Here is a 19,694-nt window from a genome sequence, read left to right as displayed (position 1 = left end):
TGCGTTTACTACAGAATGGTGAGTACTTGCTCTGGTGGGCGACCCATAGCTGCTTTATCGCCATTGACAACAATTGGGCGTTCGATCAGTTTAGGGTTTGCAGCCATGGCCTCAAAGAGCTGTTGCTCGGTCACACTGTCTTCGCCAAGCGCTAATTCTTTGTAAAGAGCTTCTTTGGTACGCATCATATCGCGCGCTGAGTTGTAACCGAGTTGCTTTAGCAGCGTTTGTAATTGCTCGCTACTTGGGGTGTCATCAAGGTATTTGACAATCTCTGGAGAAACATTGTTTTCTTCGAGTAAGGCCAATGTTTGGCGGCTTTTAGAACAGCGAGGGTTATGATAGATGATCACTGGCATGGTTTCTTCCTATAAGCGCTGATGGCCGCTTTCCAGCGGCCAATAGAGTGTTTTAGTTATGTTGCCCTATTGTAGAGCAAGTGTCAGCAAGAAGAAATGGATTAGCATTGTGGTTTGAGAGCGCGATCAGAGGTTTGCAAACCGTGAACGTGCCAAACGTAGTTGGTCAATACGAGCGTCATAGCGAGCTTGGTCTAATGAATTTATATCAACAAGCTGGCTTGCCTGAATATAAAATTGAATGGCTTTTTCCCAAGCCCCTCGTAATGCCATTAATTCTGCCCGTGCTGCTAACTCGGCATCTCGGCGCCCATTTGCGGCTTGTGCTTGAGCAAGTAAGTGCCAGCCGTTTGCATCTTGTGGGTTGTCATAGGTGTAGCGGGTCAGAATGGGGATACTCTCGTTATTACGGTCAGCCTCTTGTAATGCATGCGCTAAGTTCAAGTTCAGCACTTTATGATTAGGGGTAGCCTTGAGCGCATTTTCTAAACGAGATATAGCCCTATCAAATTGTTTTTCATATAAGTCGAGATCAGTCGCTGAATCAATATAAAAGCGATTGTTAGGCTCAGCAGCCAGAAGTGGGTCAAGTAAGGCATGTGCTTGTTGGTATTTACCGGTATCAATATAAACCAGAGCCTTACCATAGTTTAATGCATCGCGGGCAGCGCCATTGGCACGTTTCAGCCGGCGTTCAAACCAATCTAACGCGGCATTACTATCGAGACCAGCATAGCGGGCAATGATGCGTGCTCGTGCAAGCTCATAGCGTACAGAGTCTTTAACTTGACGGCTTGGGTATTGGTTGGCCCGTTCTCGGCTGTCGGTAACCCGCGATTCAGGCAATGGGTGAGTCAGTAGCATTTGAGGTGGTGTGCTTGCGTAGCGATATTGGTCGGCTAATCGACCAAAAAATCGCGGCATAGCTTGAACATCAAAGCCAGATTTTTCCAAGGTTGTAATACCGATATAGTCCGCTTCTTTTTCATTACTACGGGTGTAGTTTATTTGCCCTTGTGCCGATGCTGCTGTTGTTGCATGAATGGCGGCTATTCCTGCCTCAGGAGAAGCGATTGCTAACATCAAAGAACCAATGAGTGCAGCCATGGTCGCTGGTGACTTCCTGGCTTGATCCTCCATACTTCGGGCTAAGTGGCGTTGGGTAATATGTGCTATTTCGTGGGCAACAACAGAGGCAAGCTCACTTTCAGTATTTGCATGAAGAAACAAACCGGTATGAATCGCGACATGACCACCAAAAAAGGCAAATGCATTAATTTCGCGATTTTGGATCATGAAAAAGTTAAATGGGGTACGAACATCACTCGCATTAGCGACCAATTGATGGCCAAGATCACTGATATATTCAGAGAGGAGTGGATCGCTAACGACAGGCATGCTTGCCCGGATCATACGCATGTAAGCATCGCCATACTCAATTTCTTTTTCGATACTTAAGGTCGAGGCTGCTGCCATCCCAATTTCTGGTAGGCTACTTATCGAGTTCGTTGACGCAGGAAAACTGGTACCAAGTAATGCACTAATGAGTATAAAGGCTGGTGCCTTAGTAAATCGAAACATATTTAAAATACAACCGCCTTGTTACGTTTACTGTTTTTCGCGTGATGCGAAACTAAATCTGCTCTGGCTAAGAGAGTGATGAGTAGCTAAGACAACGAATCCTTGCACAGGTTTCTTTTTTGTCGAGTAGATGTCCTTTACAATACCCCTATGGAGAATAATTGTCAGTATACTGGAATGGAAACCGCGTTACTAAATTTGACTGCAGAACGTTGCCCTATGGCACTGTTAATGGCTAAACGAGCGACCAAGGCATTAAGTGTTGGTCAGCAGATTGAAATCCATATTGCTGATTCAGGTGCACGGCAAGACATTCCCCGTTATCTTATAGCTAATGGCTTTAATATCGAAGTACAGGCTGATAGTCATCAGGTACTTGTAATAATTGTGACCAAAAGGCAGTAATCTTTTTATGTTGGATATGCTCAATCGCTGGTACAGGCGACGTTTTTCTGATCCCCATGCAGTTAGCTTAGTCGCTATTTTGTTGGGTGGATTTCTGACAATTTACTTTTTCGGTAACCTCATCGCACCATTGCTTGTTGCTATTGTTCTTGCCTATTTACTTGAGTGGCCAGTCATGCAGCTCAATCGGCTAGGTTTACCACGCCGGTTTGCCGTCATCACGGTATTGATGATATTTGCGGGTTTGATGATGATGGCTGTTTTTGGGCTGGTTCCAACTATTTGGCATCAGGTCGGTAACCTATTGGCCGATGTACCCAGTATGTTTAACGGTTTTCAAGAATATGTATTGAGTTTACCTGAGCGCTACCCTGACTTTGTGCAACCACACCAAGTGGGCACCTTCATGAATACTTTACGTGAAAAAGTATTGGGGATGGGGGAAAGTGCGGTAAAAGGTTCATTTGCTTCATTGGTCAGTTTGGCTACGTTGGCAGTGTATTTCATTTTGGTGCCATTATTGGTGTTCTTCTTGTTGATCGACAAAGAAGAAATGCTCGCAACATTAAGTGGTGTTTTACCTAAAAATCGTCGCTTAGCGAGCAAAGTTGGCGCTGAAATGAATCAGCAAATTTCGAATTATATTCGAGGTAAAGTCACTGAAATATTCATTGTGGGCATTACGAGTTATGTGACGTTTGCAGTCATGGATCTTCGCTATGCTGTTTTGTTAGGTGTACTGGTTGGCTTCTCGGTTCTCATTCCTTATATAGGCGCTGCTGTGGTGACATTGCCTGTTGCCATGGTTGGTTTGTTCCAGTGGGGGGTCAGTCCTGACTTCTGGTGGTTGTTAGTTGCCTACGGCATTATTCAAACTCTCGATGGTAATGTGCTAGTGCCTGTTTTGTTTTCAGAAGCGGTGAACCTGCATCCTGTGTGGATCATTGTTGCAGTATTAGTCTTCGGTGGCCTGTGGGGTTTTTGGGGGGTCTTCTTTGCTATACCGCTGGCCACGTTGGTGAAAGCTGTGTGGCGTGCATTACATGCATCTGAGCCGTTCGTTGATGACACCTTAGAATAGCGATACGCAATATAGAGTGAGCAAAAAGGCCGCGAGAGCGGCCTTTTTCATTTGAGCGATAATATTTAGCTGTTTTCTTTGAGGTAGCTTAATACGACTTCGTGATGATCTTTGGTTTTGAACTTATTGAATACGTGCTCAATAATACCGTTTTCATCAATCAGGAAGCTGGTACGATGCAGGCCATCGTAGACTTTACCCATAAACTTCTTCTCACCCCAAATACCGAACTGATCAGTCACCGCATGATCTTCATCAGAAAGCAGGGTGAAGTTTAGGTTATCCCGCTCGATAAACTTAGGCAGACGCTTAACGGCATCAATACTGATCCCCAGCACTTCAACATTAAAGGCATCAAGCTCTGCTTTGCTGTCACGCAAGCCACATGCTTGTACTGTGCAGCCTGGCGTCATCGCTTTAGGGTAAAAATAAGCGAGTACTTTTTTTCCCTTAAAGTCAGCAAGGCTAACGGGGGTGTCATCTTGGTTTTGTAATGTGAAGGCTGGCGCTGGCGTACCTGCGGTCAAAGTCTTCATAGTGTTTTCCTTATTGATTATGGCCGACGAAGGTCACGCTACCGGTTACTAAAAGATCTTGGCAGAGTGCTTCATATTCTTCTTGTAGTGTTATTAAGTTGCAGTCTTCAGGTAAGTTTGTACTTATCTGCAACTGAAATTTGTTTGGTGCGTCTACGTCATGACTTTCGTGAGTTTGGGCACTTAATGATGCGATATCAACGTTTTTATGGGCAAAAAAATGGGTGAACTGCTCGATCAGACCAGGGCTGTCAGTTGCCTCGATACTAAAATCAGCGGTGTAAGGGAAAAAACGATATTCATGTTTTTCTGTCCGCTTCATTACGGTTAACAAATCATGCTCTTGGGCTTTAAGCGGTAAAGTGGCTTCAACCCGCGACATCGCATTGGTGTTACCCGAAAGTAGCATGATTAGCGTGAATTCATGGCCAAAGAGTGCCAGTCGGCTGTCAACAATATTACAGCCACAATGAGTGATCAAACGTGTGATTTCATCTGAAATCCCTGGGCGATCCGTACCAACAGCAGTAATAACTAAGTAATGTTCCATATTTTTTATATCACGTAATGAATACTCCAGCATGGTAGCACAGTCATTGGATCCGGCTAGCTACCCACTCGACAAAATTTAGCGAATACGTTGTTGCGGTAGTTAACTGATTTACTTACTTCTGTCTTGAGTTTACTGTAACTGAAAAGTAGTATGGTTTTGCTTGGCCGCTTTATTATTCGGGTTATCGTTTTCGGGGTCTTATGATTTGAAGTGGTGCCAAATAATAAAGCTGCCAAGAATTTATTCTTAAGGGGAGATGGAGATGTTTTCAGGAAGCATGGTAGCGTTAGTTACGCCACTAGATGAAGCTGGTGAAGTTGATTACGCTAGCTTAGCATCATTAGTTGAATACCACATTGATGCAGGAACGGATGCAATTGTAGCGGTAGGAACCACCGGTGAGTCAGCAACATTGACTGTTGATGAGCACGTGAAGGTGGTACTAAAAACATTAGAGTATGCTAAAGGCCGAGTGCCTGTTATTGCAGGAACTGGTGCTAATGCGACTCATGAAGCCATCACCTTTAGCAAATTGTTTTCCGGTACAGGTGTTGCGGCATGCTTAACGGTTACGCCTTACTATAACAAACCGACACAAGAGGGTTTGTTCCAGCATTTCAAAGCTATTGCTGAAGCAACGGATTTACCCCAAATTCTCTATAATGTACCGGGTCGTACCGCGGTAGATTTGTTGCCAGAAACGGTTGGCCGTCTTGCTGTAATTGATAATATTATCGGTATTAAAGATGCCACGGCTGATTTGTCACGAGTGAAAAAAACACGGGAACTTTGTGGTGAGGATTTCATCCAATTAAGCGGTGATGATGTGACAGGACTAGATTTTGTTGCAGAAGGCGGACACGGTGTGATTTCGGTCACAGCAAATGTGGCTGCACCTGAAATGGCGGCCATGTTTAAGCTGGCATTATCCGGTCAACTTGAAGCAGCAAAGGAAATTAATCAGCGTATTATGCCATTGCATAAGCACTTGTTTGTTGAATCGAACCCAATCCCAGTAAAATGGGCAGCGCAACAACTTGGTTTGATCAAATATGGTGACCTTCGTCTACCATTGACTGAGCTAAGTGAATCTGCACAACCAGTAGTATTAGAAGCTCTGAAAGATGCCAACGTACTGCTGTAATTTGCGAAAGCGTAGGAGCGCAAAAGCGTAATGAATTACAAATATAAGCTAGTGGTTACAGCTGTTGCTGTAGCAATACTGGCTGGTTGTTCTGATGGCGCAGATCGCCGCCGTCAGGCAAATCAGGATTTTGAATACCTGAATACAAAGCCATTGGAAGAGTGGAGCTTACCCGCTGGAGCGCAGCCTTCTCAGGTCAGCGACTATACTATTCCTGCGTCGAATGTTCAGGGAGGGTTAGGGCCAGAGGTTGATATTCGACCGCCACAACAGGTCTTAGCGCTTATTCCTGGTGCTCGTACTATCAAGCATGAAGATGGCGTGACTTTAGTCTTACTCAAGCAAGAAGAGCTGAGTAAAGTTTGGACACTAAGCCAGAAAGTTATTGCTGAGCAAGATATCAGCTTACTAAACCAAACCGCGAATGTGATGGATACGGATTGGGTGAGCTGGACAAATGCTGATGAAGATAGCGAAATCGGTAGTCGATACCGTATTGAAAAGTCAGCAGAAGGTGGGCGTTATACCTATCAGGTAAGTTTAGTTGCTTGGCGTGAAGCTGGTGTAGAGCAACCTGTTTCTGCGGATAATAAAGAACGTTATAGCATCTTAATGACTAACTTGATCACCGCTCGATATGATCAACAAGTACGAGATGAAGCACGTATAAAAGCTCAGGAGTTGGTGAAACAAATTCCAATTTCAATGGGACAAGATCGTAGTGGTTTACCGATCATTATTGCACGTGCGCCTTATAACGTATTTTGGGAGCGATTCCCAGAAGTGCTGGGTGATTTAGGCTTCACTGTTGAAGGGCGTAACCGATCACAAGGTACGGTTGAAGTGAAGTTCAAGTCTCCAGATGATGAATTCTGGACAGAGCTGGGTACTAAGCCAATTGCACTGGATGATCGCACGTATAATATTCAGCTTGGTGATCTTGGTAACCGAACGTCAATCAGTATAACTGATTCTGATGGCAAGCCTGTTACAGAGGAAGAACTGGATAGCTTAGCACCAGTATTAGCTGCGGCGATTGAACGCGCAAATAATAGCTAAAGTCTATTTTCTTCGATTAATAAAAAACCGCTATTGGCTCAGCCGATAGCGGTTTTTTTATTGCAGTGAGTAAGATTGTTTACTTCACTTCTTCGCCGCGAGCCTGCATATCAGCATGGTACGATGAACGTACAAACGGGCCACAAGCAGCGTGAGTAAAGCCAAGTTCAAGAGCGATATCTTTTAGTTCGTCGAACTCTGCTGGCGGCACATAACGCTCAACCGGCAAGTGGTGACGACTTGGCGCAAGGTATTGACCTAAAGTAAGCATGGTTACACCATGGGCACGAAGATCTTTCAATACTTCGACAATCTCTTCTTTAGTTTCACCTAGGCCCATCATGACACCAGACTTTGTCGGGACGTCAGGGTGCATTTCCTTGAACTTCTTCAGTAGATCGAGTGACCACTGGTAGTTCGCGCCAGGTCGAGCCTTACGATAAAGGCGAGGCGCTGTTTCTAGGTTGTGATTAAATACATCTGGTGGACTATCACGCAGGATTTCAAGCGCACGATCCATACGGCCACGGAAATCGGGCACTAATGTTTCGATTCTGATACTTGGGTTTTTCGCTCTAATCTCTCGGGTACAATCAGCAAAGTGCTGAGCACCACCGTCACGAAGATCATCACGGTCAACAGAAGTGACAACCACGTAGCGTAGTTTCATGTCTGCAATGGTCTGAGCTAATTGCGTAGGCTCTTCCGCATTGGGTGGAAGTGGTCGGCCGTGGGCAACATCACAGAATGGGCAACGACGAGTACAGATCGCACCAAGGATCATAAAGGTGGCCGTACCGTGATTGAAACATTCTGCCAAGTTTGGGCATGATGCTTCTTCACACACAGAGTTGAGATTATTTTTGCGCATCGCCGATTTAATTTCTTGAATACGGTGACTATCAGATGGAAGTTTAATCTTCATCCATTCTGGTTTACGCAGTACTTCCTTTGGTGCATCTTCTACCTCGACATTGCGGGTAGGGATCAGCGCCATTTTGTCGGCATCGCGGTACTTGACACCTTTCTCGATTTTTATTGGTTTACTCATTTGAATTGCTTTCCGTTTTCCACTCAACGCTCTGATAATCAAGCAGTTTGATCAGTTCTTCTACAAGTACAGGCTGAACTTCCATAAGTTCATTCGGGCCGTTCAATAACGCTGTTTGCGTCATTTCCATTCCGGCATAGCCACAAGGATTAATACGCAGAAATGGTGCCAGATCCATATTGATATTGAGTGCCAGACCATGAAAAGAGCAACCGCGTCTGATCCGCAAACCCAGTGAGCATATCTTTTGTTCATTGACATACACACCCGGCGCATCAGGGCGGGCATTAGATTCAATCCCAAAGTGGGATAGAGTATTTATAACAGTATTCTCGATGTGGGTAACTAAATCACGCACACCAAGTTTGTCACGACGCAGATCAACCAATACATAGGCGACTAGCTGGCCAGGGCCATGGTAGGTAACTTGTCCACCACGATCACTTTGTACAACTGGTATATCACCAGTGTTGATTAAGTGCTCGGCTTTTCCCGCTTGGCCTTGGGTAAACACGGCATTGTGTTCAACCAACCAGATTTCGTCCAGTGTGTCTGCACCGCGTGTATCGGTAAATTCGTGCATGGCTTGCCAGGTTGGTTCATAGTCCCGACGGCCAAGATTTCTGATGATAATCTTTTTTTGCAATGTAACACCCATCATGTTTGTCACTCGGCATAGCCTGAAATGATGACACCCCCGCATGGGTGCATGATACCGATTTGTATTATAAAACGTGGCAGCTTAATTTTCAGCCGCCAATTTTATAGGGGTATTGTGGTCGTTATAGAACCACGCGAACAATATCAATTTCGCCTAATTCTTTATACAGGATTTCTACTTGTTCAATCGATGTTGCTGTAATTGAAACAGAAACGGCGCTGTATGTACCTTTACCACTTGGTTTAACACTTGGTGTGTAGTCACCGGGTGCGTGGCGTTGGATGACCTCAACCACAAGATCTGGGAGTTCAGGCTTGTTGTAACCCATTACCTTGTAGCTAAATTTACAAGGAAACTCCAGTAGGTCTTTTAGTTTTGGCTGTTCTTGCTGCTGCATGCTGAACTCCGAGCTATTGCATTTGAATTGCTGCGTTTTAGCAGAGCATATTAATAGCTCAGGTGAGTTAACACAAGTTTGGTCGTTAATGTGATCTATGTCGTATAAAATACGTGGCAGTATGATTTGTGATCTATTTCTATAAAGTCTTTGCTTTCGCTATATATTTTGCGAAAACAAAAACGCCGCCCATAGGGCGGCGTTTAGTATTACGTGAGGGGATTAACTCAGCCAGCCTTTAAATAGCAGCATGATGTAGTCAATTAAACGGCTAAATAAACCACCTTCGTTGACATCGTTTAGTGCCAACAGTGGATATTCAGCAATATCTTCGTCACCCACGCGGTAGTACAGTTTACCGACAACATCGCCTTTGCTGATTGGCGCTTTCAGTTCTTTTTCTAGCACAAAGCTTGCTTTGAGATCTTTTGTTTGACCTCGTGGCAGTGTGACAAAAGTATCTTCGCTAACACCCAGTGAAACTTCAGCGGTGTCACCCATCCATACTTTTTCAGAAACGAATGTTTCATTTGCTTTGTGTGGAGAAACAGTTTCAAAGAAACGGAAACCGTAATTTAGCAGTTTCTTACTTTCAGCTTTGCGAGCATTAGGGGTTTTGGTACCCATAACAACAGAGATGAGTCGCATCTGTCCTTCTGTTGCCGTACTAACAAGGCTGTAACCAGCATTGTTAGTATGCCCCGTTTTTAGCCCATCAACGTTGAGGCTTTTATCCCACAGTAGGCTGTTACGGTTATATTGGGTTATGCCATTATAAGTAAAAGATTTCTCTTTATAGATGGCAAACTCTTCTGGCACATCACGGATCAAACCTTGTGCGAGTAGTGCCATGTCATAAGGGGTAGAGTATAGATCTGGGTTATCGAGTCCATGGACATTGGCAAAGTGGGTTGAGTCCATCCCCAATGTTTTTGCCCAAGCATTCATTAGGTCAACAAATGAGTCTTCAGAGCCTGCAACATGTTCAGCCATTGCCACGCATGCATCATTACCAGATTGGATCACGATGCCACGGTTTAGATCTGATACTTTGACTTCGCTACCGACTTCGATGAACATTTTTGATGAGCCTGGGAAATTTTTCGCCCATGCATTTTTACTGATCACAACCGTGTCATCCATCGAGATATTGCCACGGTTGACTTCTTGGCCAATGACATAGCTTGTCATCATTTTGGTCAAACTTGCTGGTGGAATTTGGTCGTACTCTTTGTTACCGGCCAAAATTTTACCAGAATGGTAGTCCATTAAAACGTAGCCCTTGGCCGCGATCTGTGGAGCTTCTGGTACGACAGCAGGTGCAGCTACAGCGGTAGCCGTCGCAAGGAGCGTTGCTGAAATAGCGACTGAGCGAATAAGTGCAACAGATTTTTTCATGATAGTTGTAACTTAATTTGTCGATTGCAAAAAAATTTCACACACTATATCAGATTGTCATTTGGTGACCAGTGCTGTAGGTCATCATGATGTTAGAACTGATATGGGTGGAATCGATTGAAGGTGTGTGCGTAAAGCATCAATTATTTGGCTGTATAAACAGCCAAATAATGATATTCATCCTATTAGACTATGATTTGGGGTCAAATTCCCGCTTCGATGTAATAATAAAGGCTTGTGGATAATGCGTTGTTTTTGCTTTCTCTCGCAGAGAGATCGCTTCATCACGGTCGATATAGGGGCCTAAGCGAAGACGGTAAATTTCTGCCGAATCAGCTTTTTTAAGATCGACGGTTGTATCAAACTCTTGCTCTAGTCTAACCGCAATTTCTTGCGCTTTTTTCTCGTTGGTTACGGCAGCGAGTTGAACAAAATACAGATTTGGGTTGGCACTTTGCCACTCTTCTGGATCTTCCGGCTTCTCAATTTGAATCAGTTCAATTTTAACGGGGGCTGTTCCGTGTTTTATGACATCGAGGCGTGCTGCCGCTGCCATACTGAGGTCGATGATACGTCCTTCATGGAATGGGCCGCGATCATTAACCCTAACGATGGCGTTTTTGCCATTGTTGGTATTGGTGACTTTTACGTAGCTCGGCAGCGGCAGGGTTTTATGCGCAGCCGTCATTGAGTACATATCATAAACCTCACCGTTGGAGGTTTTGTGGCCATGAAATTTCTGGCCATACCAAGAGGCATCACCTTCTTGGGTGAAAGCTTCATTACTGCTAACGATTTGGTAATCTTGGCCGCGTAAGGTGTAGTCTTTATTTCCCGCTAAACTTTTAGCTTCATAGCGGGGCTGTGCATCTTCGATATGATCCAGCGTTGGTGATAATTCCGGCGCAATGTCGTCAGCGATGTCATAGCGCTCAGTACTGGGTGCTGAGCTACAACCAGCCAAAAGAAGCAATAGGAATAAAGGATATTTGCGCATTTAGGTCGCCTTAGACAACATTTTTCTATGAGTGTGGATCGACATCAGGATGCCAAAGCCTGCCATTAGGGTAACCATTGATGTTCCCCCGTAACTGACCAATGGAAGAGGAACACCAACCACGGGCAATAAACCACTGACCATGCCGATATTTACACAGATATAAACAAAAAAGCTGAGTACGATACTTCCAGCCATCATCCTGCCAAATGCGGTTTGGGCACGGCTGGCGAGCAATAGTCCTCGGCCAATAATAAATAAGTAAATTGCCAGCAAGCAAATGACACCAATGAGGCCCCACTCTTCAGCAATAACAGCAAAGATAAAGTCAGTGTGACGCTCTGGTAAAAACTCCAATTGTGACTGGGTACCTTGCATCCAGCCTTTGCCCGTTAGCCCACCCGAACCGATCGCTATTTTCGATTGAATAATGTGGTAACCCGCCCCGAGCGGATCCGATTCAGGATTAAACAGTGTTAATACGCGCGTACGCTGGTAGTCGCGCATTAAAAATAGCCACATAACAGGGATAAACGCCCCGGCGAGGGCGGCAGCGGCGAAAATAATACGCCAACTCATGCCAGATAAAAATAAGACGAATATGCCTGATGCGGCAATTAAAATAGAAGTACCGAGGTCGGGTTGCTTCGCGATGAGTATGGTGGGGACAAAAACCATAACCAAAGCAATGACTAAGTTTTTAAAACTGGGTGGCAGAGGCTGGCTACCAATAAAACGAGCCACCATCAACGGTACGGCGAGCTTAATGAGCTCTGAAGGCTGAAAGCGTATAAAACCAAGGTTTAGCCACCGCTGTGCCCCCTTTGAGCTTTCACCAAAAAACAGTACCCCGAGCAACAGAAGAAGCCCGATCCCAAACAAGTAAGGTGCCCATGTTTCGTAGTGGCGAGGGGATATTTGGGCAAGTACAAACATAACACCCAAAGACAGCACCATCCTAACAGCTTGGCGCTCCATCATTGGTAAATTCTGGCCACTGGCGCTGTACATAACCATGAGCGCAAACCCCATTAGGGTAAGGATCCCGAGCAACAGCGGCACATCAATGTGAATGCGTTCACTAAGGGTACGCTTGCTGCCCGTGGCGGCCATCACTGTCATTGAGATACCTCTGCTATTTTACTTTTGTTCACGGTCGCCTCTGGCTCTAAGCTATCTGGCTTGAGGAGTAGGTGGTCAAAGATCTTACGGGCAACCGGCCCCCCGTTTGATGAACCGCCACCCGCATTTTCAAGTACCATTGATACCACTACTTCCGGTTTGTCATACGGTGCAAATGCGGTAAACAAGGCATGGTCTCGTAGGTGTTCTTCAAGTTCCTCGGCGTTATATTCCTGATCTTCTGCTAAGCCAAAGACTTGCGCTGAGCCAGATTTTCCACCTGCTTGATATTCTGAACCATAGAAGGCGCGGCGTGCCGTACCTCGAGTACCGAACAGTACGCGACGCATTCCTTCTTTGGCGACCTCCCAATTTTCAGGGGTGACATTATCAATCGGTGGATAGTCATCAAATTGAGCAGGCATCTCAACATTGTCATCAATGATATCTTTGAGTAGGTGAGGTGCCTGTACGCGGCCTTTATTCACTAATACCGTGGTCGCTTTGGCGATCTGAATTGGTGTCGCAGTCCAATAGCCTTGGCCGATACCAACAGGGATCGTGTCACCTTGATACCATGGCTGACGGAAACGAGCCTGTTTCCATTCACGTGTTGGCATGTTCGCTTTGCTCTCTTCACGGATATCAATCCCAGTATATTCACCAAAACCAAAGCGGGACATCCAACCTGAAATGCGGTCGATCCCTAAATCATAAGCAATTTGGTAGAAGAAGGTATCGACAGATTCTTCAATGGCCTTGTGGATATTTACTTTTCCGTGGCCCCAGCGTAGCCAGTCGCGGAAAGGACGACTGTTTGAATTAGGGATGCGCCAATAACCGGGATCATTACGCGTTGTGCGCGTTGTGATCACCCCTTCCGTTAATGCGGCAACGGCTATCATAGGTTTGATCGTTGAAGCAGGGGGATATATTCCCAGTGTGACTCGGTTAACCAGTGGACGGTTTATATCATTGAGCAGTGCACTGTATTCTTTGCTGGAAATACCGTGGACGAATAAATTTGGATCATAGCTTGGGCTGGAAAGCATCGCTAAGACAGATGAATCGCGCGGATCAAGGACGACAACTGAGCCACGTCTGTACTTGATTTTCTCCTCTCCAGTATCTGGATCTTGGCTACGCACGGTTAAGAGTTCTTTGACATAAAGTTGCAGCTCAATATCAAGGTTGAGCTTAATGTCTTTTCCCGGGATCGGTGGTACATATTTTAGCGTACGTATGACGCGGCCCCGGCTGTTTACTTCGACTTCTTGGTAGCCGGAAGTACCGTGAAGCAAGTCTTCATAATACCGTTCAATACCAAGCTTACCCATATCACGGGTTGCTTTGTAGTTATTGATTTTTTCTTCACGCTCAAGGCGCTGTATGTCACGGTCGTTTATTTTGGCTACATAGCCAAGCACATGCGTTAGGGCTTCACCATAAGGATAGTGGCGCTTAAGGTAAGCTTTTACTTCTACACCAGGGAAACGGTGTTGATTGACTGAAAACAGGGCAACTTGCTGTTCAGACATCTGGTTCAAGATTGGTACGGATTTAAAACGGCGGGTACGGCGTCGCTCGCGTTGGAAACGCTCGATTTGATCATCGGTCACGCCCATTAAATCTTTCAGACTTAGGAATGTTTCTTCGAGATCGGCAACTTTCTCACTGGTAATTTCAAGTGAGTAAACGGGGCGGTTTTCTGCCAATAAAATGCCATTTCGATCGTAGATCAGGCCTCTATTGGGTGCGACAGGGACAACTTTAATCCGATTATCGTTGGAACGTGTCTGGTAGTCCTCATGCTCACTGATCTGGATATGATAGAGATTGGTGAGCAGAATACCTACCAGCACGATAATGCCAATAAATGAGACAAGAGCTCGACGGAAAAATAGCGCCGACTCAGCCCGATGATCGCGGATCTGCGTTCGCTTTTGTCTCATTGGCACTATTCCCTGTGGTACGGGTGATTAGCAGTGATGCTCCACGCTCGGTAGAGGCTCTCTGCCATAATGACACGCACTAAAGGGTGGGGCAGTGTCAATGGCGATAATGACCAGCTTTGATCTGCTGCTGCTTTACATGCAGGTGCAAGACCTTCAGGACCACCGATAAGAATCGAAACATCACGCCCATCAAGCTTCCAGCTTTCAAGTTGCGCTGCCAGTTGCTCGGTTTCCCAGCGCTTACCGGGAATATCAAGCGTGACGATACGGTTGCCTTTCGCAACCGCAGCTAGCATTGCCTCGCCTTCTTTTTGCAGAATACGCGCAATATCAGCGTTCTTACCACGCTTACCCGCAGGGATTTCTACCAGTTCTAGTGGCATGTCTTTAGGGAAGCGGCGGCTATATTCTTTATAACCTTCCTCGACCCATTTAGGCATCTTAGTGCCAACAGCAATCAGTTGAAGCTTCATGATCAATTAGCCCCAAAGCTTCTCCAGTTGGTAAAGGTTGCGTGCGTCTTCTTGCATGATATGCAGCATGACACTACCCATATCAACGATTACCCACTCACCATCGTCTTCGCCGCTGATCCCAAACGGAGGGAAATCAACTAGCTTAGTTTCTTTGTTAACGTGATCAGCAATTGAGGCAACATGACGGTTAGATGTACCTGTACACAAAACCATAAACTCGGTGATGCTAGACTTATCACGAACGTCTAGAGTAACGATGTCCTGGGCTTTAATATCGTCAACTTTATCAACAATAAAATCGTGTAGTTCTTGAACCTGCAAAGGAAACCTCTCATTTGAGTGTATATGTCATTAATGTAGCCAGACTATATGGGCTACAATTTAGCGGCGCAGTATAGCACGCACAACCTTATGCGATACAAGTTGGCATTAACTTTACATAATACTGCGATATTGTATTAAAACTCGCCATTCAGGTGAGTGCGGATCCCACACATTTCGGCACAAAGAGCTGATAAGTCAGCCCAAGGCTGATAATCGTAGTCAGTTTTAACTTTAACCTCTAAATGTGCTAATTGCTGTAATAAGCGAATTAGTACAGGAAGTGGTAGCCGATGCAGCGCCCCAATATAGACTTCTCGTCGACTTTGCCAAATGCGGTAATTTTCAAAAATCACATTTAACGGGGTGCCTTTACTGCCCATCTCTTGCATTTTATACAGTTGAGTCAGCTCTCGCTGCAGTGTACGTAGCAAAATAATGGCTTCAACGCCTTCACCTTGTAGCTGGCGAAGTACCCGTTGACTACGTTTGCCTTGGCCTGCGAGCACGGCATCAAGTAATTGAAAGGGCGTGTAGTGGTTATGACGGCTTAAGGCCGCTTCAAGGCGGACTACGTTAAGCTCACCATCAGGATAGAGCAGCACGAGCTTTTGCAGGCTTTGTGATAAGGCAAGTAAGTTGCCTTCATGCCATTGCGCTAGCATTTGTACTGATTCATGATCGGGCTTTAAATTGAGCTGCTGGCACCGGCCTTGGATGAACCTTGGCAAGTGGCGACTATCGGGAGTGTTACAAGGTAAGTAGAGGGCATTACTTTCAAGCCCTTTAAACCATTTTGCACTTTCTTGCTTTTTATTCAGGCGTGGGCCTTGCAGTAAAAGAAGAATGTCAGGATGCAGGCAGGCCGTTACCTCTTGTAATGATTTTACTTGCTGAGTGCTCAAGCTCGTTTCCGGGAGCATGAGCTCAATCACTTGGCGAGCTGAAAAGAGACTCATGGCTTGGCAGCAATCAAGTACAAGGTTCCAGTCAAGCTGGGCATCAACCGTAAAGGTGTGGCGCTCTTCAAAACCTGCCGTAATAGCCGCCTGCTTGATTTGATCACTACACTCTAGTTTTAGCAGTGGTTCATTGCCAAATAGCAGGTAAGTTTGGCGCAGCCCTTTTGTTAATTGCTGCGCCAGTTGTTCTGGGTAAATCCTCATTCTGCCGTGGTCACCTGATTGGTACGACTCGCATTGTTGGCTTCATCGCTGCTCGAATCATTATTGAAAATGTCATTCGCCGCTTGTTGATCCGTGTCTTCTTCGGTGGTGACTGTTATACCGTCTTCATTCGTATTTTCTTTAAGCAATAACTCTAGCTCATTGGCTTCCATCTTATTGAAGTCGGCGGTGAGTCGAGCAAGTTGGCGCATAATTTGGCGTGAGGCTTGCTGGCGCATCTCATCTTCAATCATGTCACGTTCAACAGACTTTGCCAGGGCGGTTAATGGGTTATCCAAAAACGTTCGGTTAACACGGGATGTGTAGGTCTGGCTGCCTTTGTTTGGTACGACAATACGATAGCGAACGGTATAAGTAAGTTCATACTCAGCCGCGCGAGCATTTTGATACAGGGATAAGGTACGCTCGCCTGTTGATTCGCTGATCAAGTGTAAGTTAGGCACTTTACTCGATGGGGCGACGGGCTCGATACCGTGAAGTTTAAATTGGGACTTAACCTGACGGTGTAGTTGGCCATAACGGTCAAAGCTCGTAAGGGAAAGTTTGGCAATATCATCAGGCAACATATAGTTACCGCGAAGGTGGAAACCACAGGAAGCAGTGGCGAGTGCCAAAACTGCAACAAAGAGGGTTCGGATTGTGCTTTTAAGGGAAAATAAAGCTTTCACCGAGTCTGCTCCATGAAAAATGAGTGAAAACTGACCGGCTGACGTTGGTGGTGCTGGTAAAGAAGGTGAGCCGGAATAACTGTGACCCTTTATCAGGGTCACAGATTAGGCACTAGGAAATTACTTTAGTTCGCAGCGATATTAATTAGCAACGATATTCAGTAATTTACCTGGTACATAGATCACTTTACGAATTGTTTTATCGTCAGTGAACTTAGTGACATTCTCATCACCTAGAGCCAGTGCTTCGACTTGCTCTTTGGTTGAGTCTGCGGCAACAGTAAATTTAGCGCGAAGCTTACCGTTCACTTGAACAATAATTAGCTTCTCATCTTCAACCATTGCTTTTTCGTCAGCGATTGGCCACTGTGCGTCATCGATGTTGCTTTCACCCAGCGTTTCCCACATTTCAAAACAGATATGCGGTGTCATTGGGTATAGCATACGAACGATTGCTTTCAGTGCTTCGTCAAGTAGGGCACGATCTTGTGCGCTTTCTTGAGAGGCTTTAGCCAATTTGTTCATCAGCTCCATGATAGCAGCAATAGCGGTATTGAAGGTTTGGCGGCGGCCAACATCATCACCCACTTTTGCGATCGTTTTGTGAACATCACGGCGTAGTGTTTTCTGTGCTGATGACAGTGCAGCAACATCAACAGCGTCGGCTGTTCCTTTGCTTGCATGTTCGTTAACCAGTTTCCAAACACGTTTAAGGAAGCGGTTAGCCCCTTCAACGCCAGATTCTTGCCATTCAAGCGTCATGTCTGCTGGAGATGCGAACATCATGAATAGACGTACAGTATCGGCGCCGTATTTGTCGACCATTTCTTGTGGGTCGATACCATTGTTCTTCGACTTAGACATTTTGATCATGCCTGAGTGAGCAACGTCGCGACCGTGGTCATCAACCGCTTTTTCGATACGACCTTTGGCATCGCGCTCGATAGTCACATCGTTTGGTGCAATCCACTCTTTCGTGCCTTTCTCATTGGTGTGGTAGAACGCGTCTGACAATACCATACCTTGACAAAGAAGTTGCTTGAACGGCTCGTCTGATGTTACGTAGCCTGCATCACGAAGCAGTTTGTGGAAGAAGCGCGAGTATAGCAAGTGCATACATGCGTGCTCGATACCACCAATGTACTGATCAACCGGTAGCCAGTAGTTTGCTTTCTCTGGGTCTAGGATGTCATCTGCTTGTGGTGAACAGTAACGTGCGTAGTACCATGATGATTCCATAAAGGTATCAAAAGTATCTGTTTCACGCAGTGCTGGTTCACCATTAAAGGTGGTTTCAGCCCAAGACTTATCAGCCTTGATTGGGCTTGTTACGCCGTCCATTACCACATCTTCCGGCAAGATCACTGGTAGTTGATCGGCTGGAACTGGGTGAACTTCACCATCTTCAGTCGTTACCATTGGGATTGGAGCACCCCAGTAGCGCTGACGAGATACACCCCAGTCACGTAGACGGAAGTTTACGGTTTTCTTACCCTTGTTTTCCGCTTCAAGCTTCGCAGCAATCGCATCAACAGCAGCTTGGAAACCTAGGCCGTCGAACTCACCAGAGTTAAACAGTACGCCTTTCTCGGTGTAAGCGGCTTCAGATACGTCTAGATCGCTACCGTCTTCAGGTTTGATCACAGGAACGATATCTAGGCCGTACTTAGTCGCGAATTCGAAATCACGCTGGTCATGGGCTGGAACCGCCATTACCGCACCTGTGCCGTAATCCATCAGGACGAAATTCGCCACGAATACTGGTACTTCACGGCCGTTTAGCGGGTGAATAGCCGTTAGGCCAGTCGCCATGCCTTTTTTCTCCATCGTTGCTAGTTCAGCTTCAGCAACTTTGGTGTTACGGCATTCTTCGATAAACGCAGCAAGTTCTGGGTTGTTTTTTGCTGCAGCGTCAGCCAGTGGGTGACCTGCGGCAATGCCTACGTAGGTTACGCCCATTAGGGTATCTGGACGTGTGGTGTACACTTCTAGCTCTTCGTGATCTTTCACGTCAAACTTCAGCTCAACACCTTCAGAGCGGCCAATCCAGTTGCGCTGCATGGTCTTAACCATTTCAGGCCAACCGTCTAGGTTATCTAAATCGTCTAAAAGCTCTTGTGCGTATTCGGTAATCTTGATGAACCACTGTGGAATTTTCTTTTGTTCTACAGGGGTATCACAACGCCAACAGCAACCGTCTTCAACCTGTTCGTTCGCTAGAACGGTTTGGTCGTTTGGACACCAGTTAACCGAAGAGGTTTTCTTGTAAACCAAGCCTTTTTCATAAAGCTTAGTGAAGAACTCCTGTTCCCAACGGTAATACTCAGGGGTACAGGTGGCGAATTCACGGTCCCAGTCGTAACCAAAGCCCAACAGTTTAAGTTGGTTCTTCATGTATTCGATGTTCTCGTAAGTCCAAGGCGCAGGTGCTGTCTTGTTCTTAACTGCCGCATTTTCTGCTGGTAGGCCAAATGCATCCCAACCGATTGGTTGCATAACATTTTTGCCTTGCAGGCGCTGGTAACGAGAAATCACATCACCGATGGTGTAGTTACGCACGTGACCCATGTGCAGTCGACCACTTGGGTACGGGAACATGGAGAGACAGTAGAATTTTTCTTTATTAGGGTCTTCACTTACAACAAAGGTCTTTTTGTTGTCCCAATGTTCTTGAACTTTCTGTTCAATGTCCTGTGGACGATATTGTTCTTGCATCGATGACATCCGGGATTTTGTGAGTTAA

Annotated in this window: 20 protein-coding genes; 4 read left to right on the top strand and 16 right to left on the bottom strand. The window is 45.8% G+C overall.

The features are described 5' to 3' along the window. Positions 1–8: 8 nt before the first annotated feature. The gene (gene arsC / locus L4D78_RS21050) at positions 9–359 is read right to left on the bottom strand and encodes an arsenate reductase (glutaredoxin) (protein ID WP_428468734.1); all 351 of its coding nucleotides are present in this window, start codon (positions 357–359) and stop codon (positions 9–11) included. A 126-nt stretch (positions 360–485) separates the two neighbouring features. After that, a complete protein-coding gene (gene bepA / locus L4D78_RS21045) occupies positions 486–1,940 on the bottom strand; it encodes a beta-barrel assembly-enhancing protease (protein WP_428468733.1) in 1,455 nt (484 codons plus the stop codon). A gap of 177 nt (positions 1,941–2,117) precedes the next feature. On the opposite strand from bepA, the gene L4D78_RS21040 reads away from it, so the two are divergent. Beyond that, positions 2,118–2,345 (top strand): sulfurtransferase TusA family protein, encoded by a 228-nt coding sequence (locus L4D78_RS21040; RefSeq protein WP_428468732.1) that lies wholly within the window; start codon positions 2,118–2,120, stop codon positions 2,343–2,345. 7 nt (positions 2,346–2,352) lie between these two features. After that, positions 2,353–3,426 carry an AI-2E family transporter gene (locus L4D78_RS21035; RefSeq protein ID WP_428468731.1) on the top strand — a complete coding sequence of 358 codons (1,074 nt, stop codon included), beginning with the start codon at positions 2,353–2,355 and terminating at the stop codon, positions 3,424–3,426. 65 nt (positions 3,427–3,491) lie between these two features. On the opposite strand, the gene bcp is transcribed toward L4D78_RS21035, so the two are convergent. Together bcp and L4D78_RS21025 are read right to left on the bottom strand one after the other, a co-directional pair. Beyond that, positions 3,492–3,962 carry a thioredoxin-dependent thiol peroxidase gene (gene bcp, locus L4D78_RS21030; protein ID WP_428468730.1) on the bottom strand — a complete coding sequence of 157 codons (471 nt, stop codon included), beginning with the start codon at positions 3,960–3,962 and terminating at the stop codon, positions 3,492–3,494. A gap of 10 nt (positions 3,963–3,972) precedes the next feature. After that, entirely contained in the window at positions 3,973–4,512 is a 540-nt protein-coding gene (locus L4D78_RS21025) for an ACT domain-containing protein (RefSeq protein ID WP_428468752.1), read from the bottom strand. 265 nt (positions 4,513–4,777) lie between these two features. Here L4D78_RS21025 and dapA point away from each other — a divergent pair, with 265 nt between their 5' ends. Together dapA and bamC are read left to right on the top strand one after the other, a co-directional pair. Beyond that, positions 4,778–5,659: a 4-hydroxy-tetrahydrodipicolinate synthase gene (dapA, locus tag L4D78_RS21020; RefSeq protein ID WP_428468729.1), complete on the top strand. Its 882-nt coding sequence runs from the start codon at positions 4,778–4,780 to the stop codon at positions 5,657–5,659. A 30-nt stretch (positions 5,660–5,689) separates the two neighbouring features. Continuing rightward, positions 5,690–6,718 carry an outer membrane protein assembly factor BamC gene (gene bamC / locus L4D78_RS21015; RefSeq protein ID WP_428468728.1) on the top strand — a complete coding sequence of 343 codons (1,029 nt, stop codon included), beginning with the start codon at positions 5,690–5,692 and terminating at the stop codon, positions 6,716–6,718. 79 nt (positions 6,719–6,797) lie between these two features. On the opposite strand, the gene lipA is transcribed toward bamC, so the two are convergent. The 12 genes from lipA to leuS form a co-directional block, all read right to left on the bottom strand. Then, positions 6,798–7,769: a lipoyl synthase gene (gene lipA / locus L4D78_RS21010; RefSeq protein ID WP_428468727.1), complete on the bottom strand. Its 972-nt coding sequence runs from the start codon at positions 7,767–7,769 to the stop codon at positions 6,798–6,800. Further along, positions 7,762–8,415 carry a lipoyl(octanoyl) transferase LipB gene (lipB, locus tag L4D78_RS21005; protein WP_428468726.1) on the bottom strand — a complete coding sequence of 218 codons (654 nt, stop codon included), beginning with the start codon at positions 8,413–8,415 and terminating at the stop codon, positions 7,762–7,764. Before lipB ends, lipA begins: the two co-directional genes overlap by 8 nt. A 136-nt stretch (positions 8,416–8,551) precedes the next feature. After that, entirely contained in the window at positions 8,552–8,827 is a 276-nt protein-coding gene (gene ybeD, locus L4D78_RS21000) for a DUF493 family protein YbeD (protein ID WP_428459515.1), read from the bottom strand. A gap of 222 nt (positions 8,828–9,049) precedes the next feature. Next, on the bottom strand, positions 9,050–10,225 hold the full coding sequence (locus L4D78_RS20995) for a serine hydrolase (RefSeq protein ID WP_428468725.1): 1,176 nt from the start codon (positions 10,223–10,225) through the stop codon (positions 9,050–9,052). Between the two features lie 190 nt (positions 10,226–10,415). Further along, positions 10,416–11,222, bottom strand: coding sequence for a septal ring lytic transglycosylase RlpA family protein (locus L4D78_RS20990; protein ID WP_428468724.1), 807 nt, complete (start codon positions 11,220–11,222; stop codon positions 10,416–10,418). Beyond that, entirely contained in the window at positions 11,223–12,344 is a 1,122-nt protein-coding gene (rodA, locus tag L4D78_RS20985; RefSeq protein ID WP_428468723.1) for a rod shape-determining protein RodA, read from the bottom strand. Further along, complete coding sequence (gene mrdA, locus L4D78_RS20980; protein ID WP_428468722.1) at positions 12,341–14,296, bottom strand: penicillin-binding protein 2; 1,956 nt, start codon at positions 14,294–14,296, stop codon at positions 12,341–12,343. The genes rodA and mrdA overlap by 4 nt, the downstream gene beginning before the upstream one ends. Positions 14,297–14,301: 5 nt before the next feature. Next, positions 14,302–14,772, bottom strand: coding sequence for a 23S rRNA (pseudouridine(1915)-N(3))-methyltransferase RlmH (rlmH, locus tag L4D78_RS20975; RefSeq protein ID WP_428468721.1), 471 nt, complete (start codon positions 14,770–14,772; stop codon positions 14,302–14,304). A gap of 6 nt (positions 14,773–14,778) precedes the next feature. Further along, positions 14,779–15,096 (bottom strand): ribosome silencing factor, encoded by a 318-nt coding sequence (gene rsfS / locus L4D78_RS20970; RefSeq protein WP_428459521.1) that lies wholly within the window; start codon positions 15,094–15,096, stop codon positions 14,779–14,781. Positions 15,097–15,233: 137 nt separating this feature from the next. Beyond that, the gene (holA, locus tag L4D78_RS20965; protein ID WP_428468720.1) at positions 15,234–16,262 is read right to left on the bottom strand and encodes a DNA polymerase III subunit delta; all 1,029 of its coding nucleotides are present in this window, start codon (positions 16,260–16,262) and stop codon (positions 15,234–15,236) included. Next, positions 16,259–16,951, bottom strand: coding sequence for an LPS-assembly lipoprotein LptE (locus L4D78_RS20960; protein ID WP_428468719.1), 693 nt, complete (start codon positions 16,949–16,951; stop codon positions 16,259–16,261). Before L4D78_RS20960 ends, holA begins: the two co-directional genes overlap by 4 nt. A gap of 141 nt (positions 16,952–17,092) precedes the next feature. Then, positions 17,093–19,666 (bottom strand): leucine--tRNA ligase, encoded by a 2,574-nt coding sequence (leuS, locus tag L4D78_RS20955; protein WP_428468718.1) that lies wholly within the window; start codon positions 19,664–19,666, stop codon positions 17,093–17,095. Positions 19,667–19,694: the final 28 nt, after the last annotated feature.

This window comes from Photobacterium minamisatsumaniensis (genome assembly GCF_050336695.1).
Lineage (GTDB): Bacteria > Pseudomonadota > Gammaproteobacteria > Enterobacterales > Vibrionaceae > Photobacterium > Photobacterium minamisatsumaniensis.
This window is presented reverse-complemented; position numbering and strand designations above follow the sequence as displayed.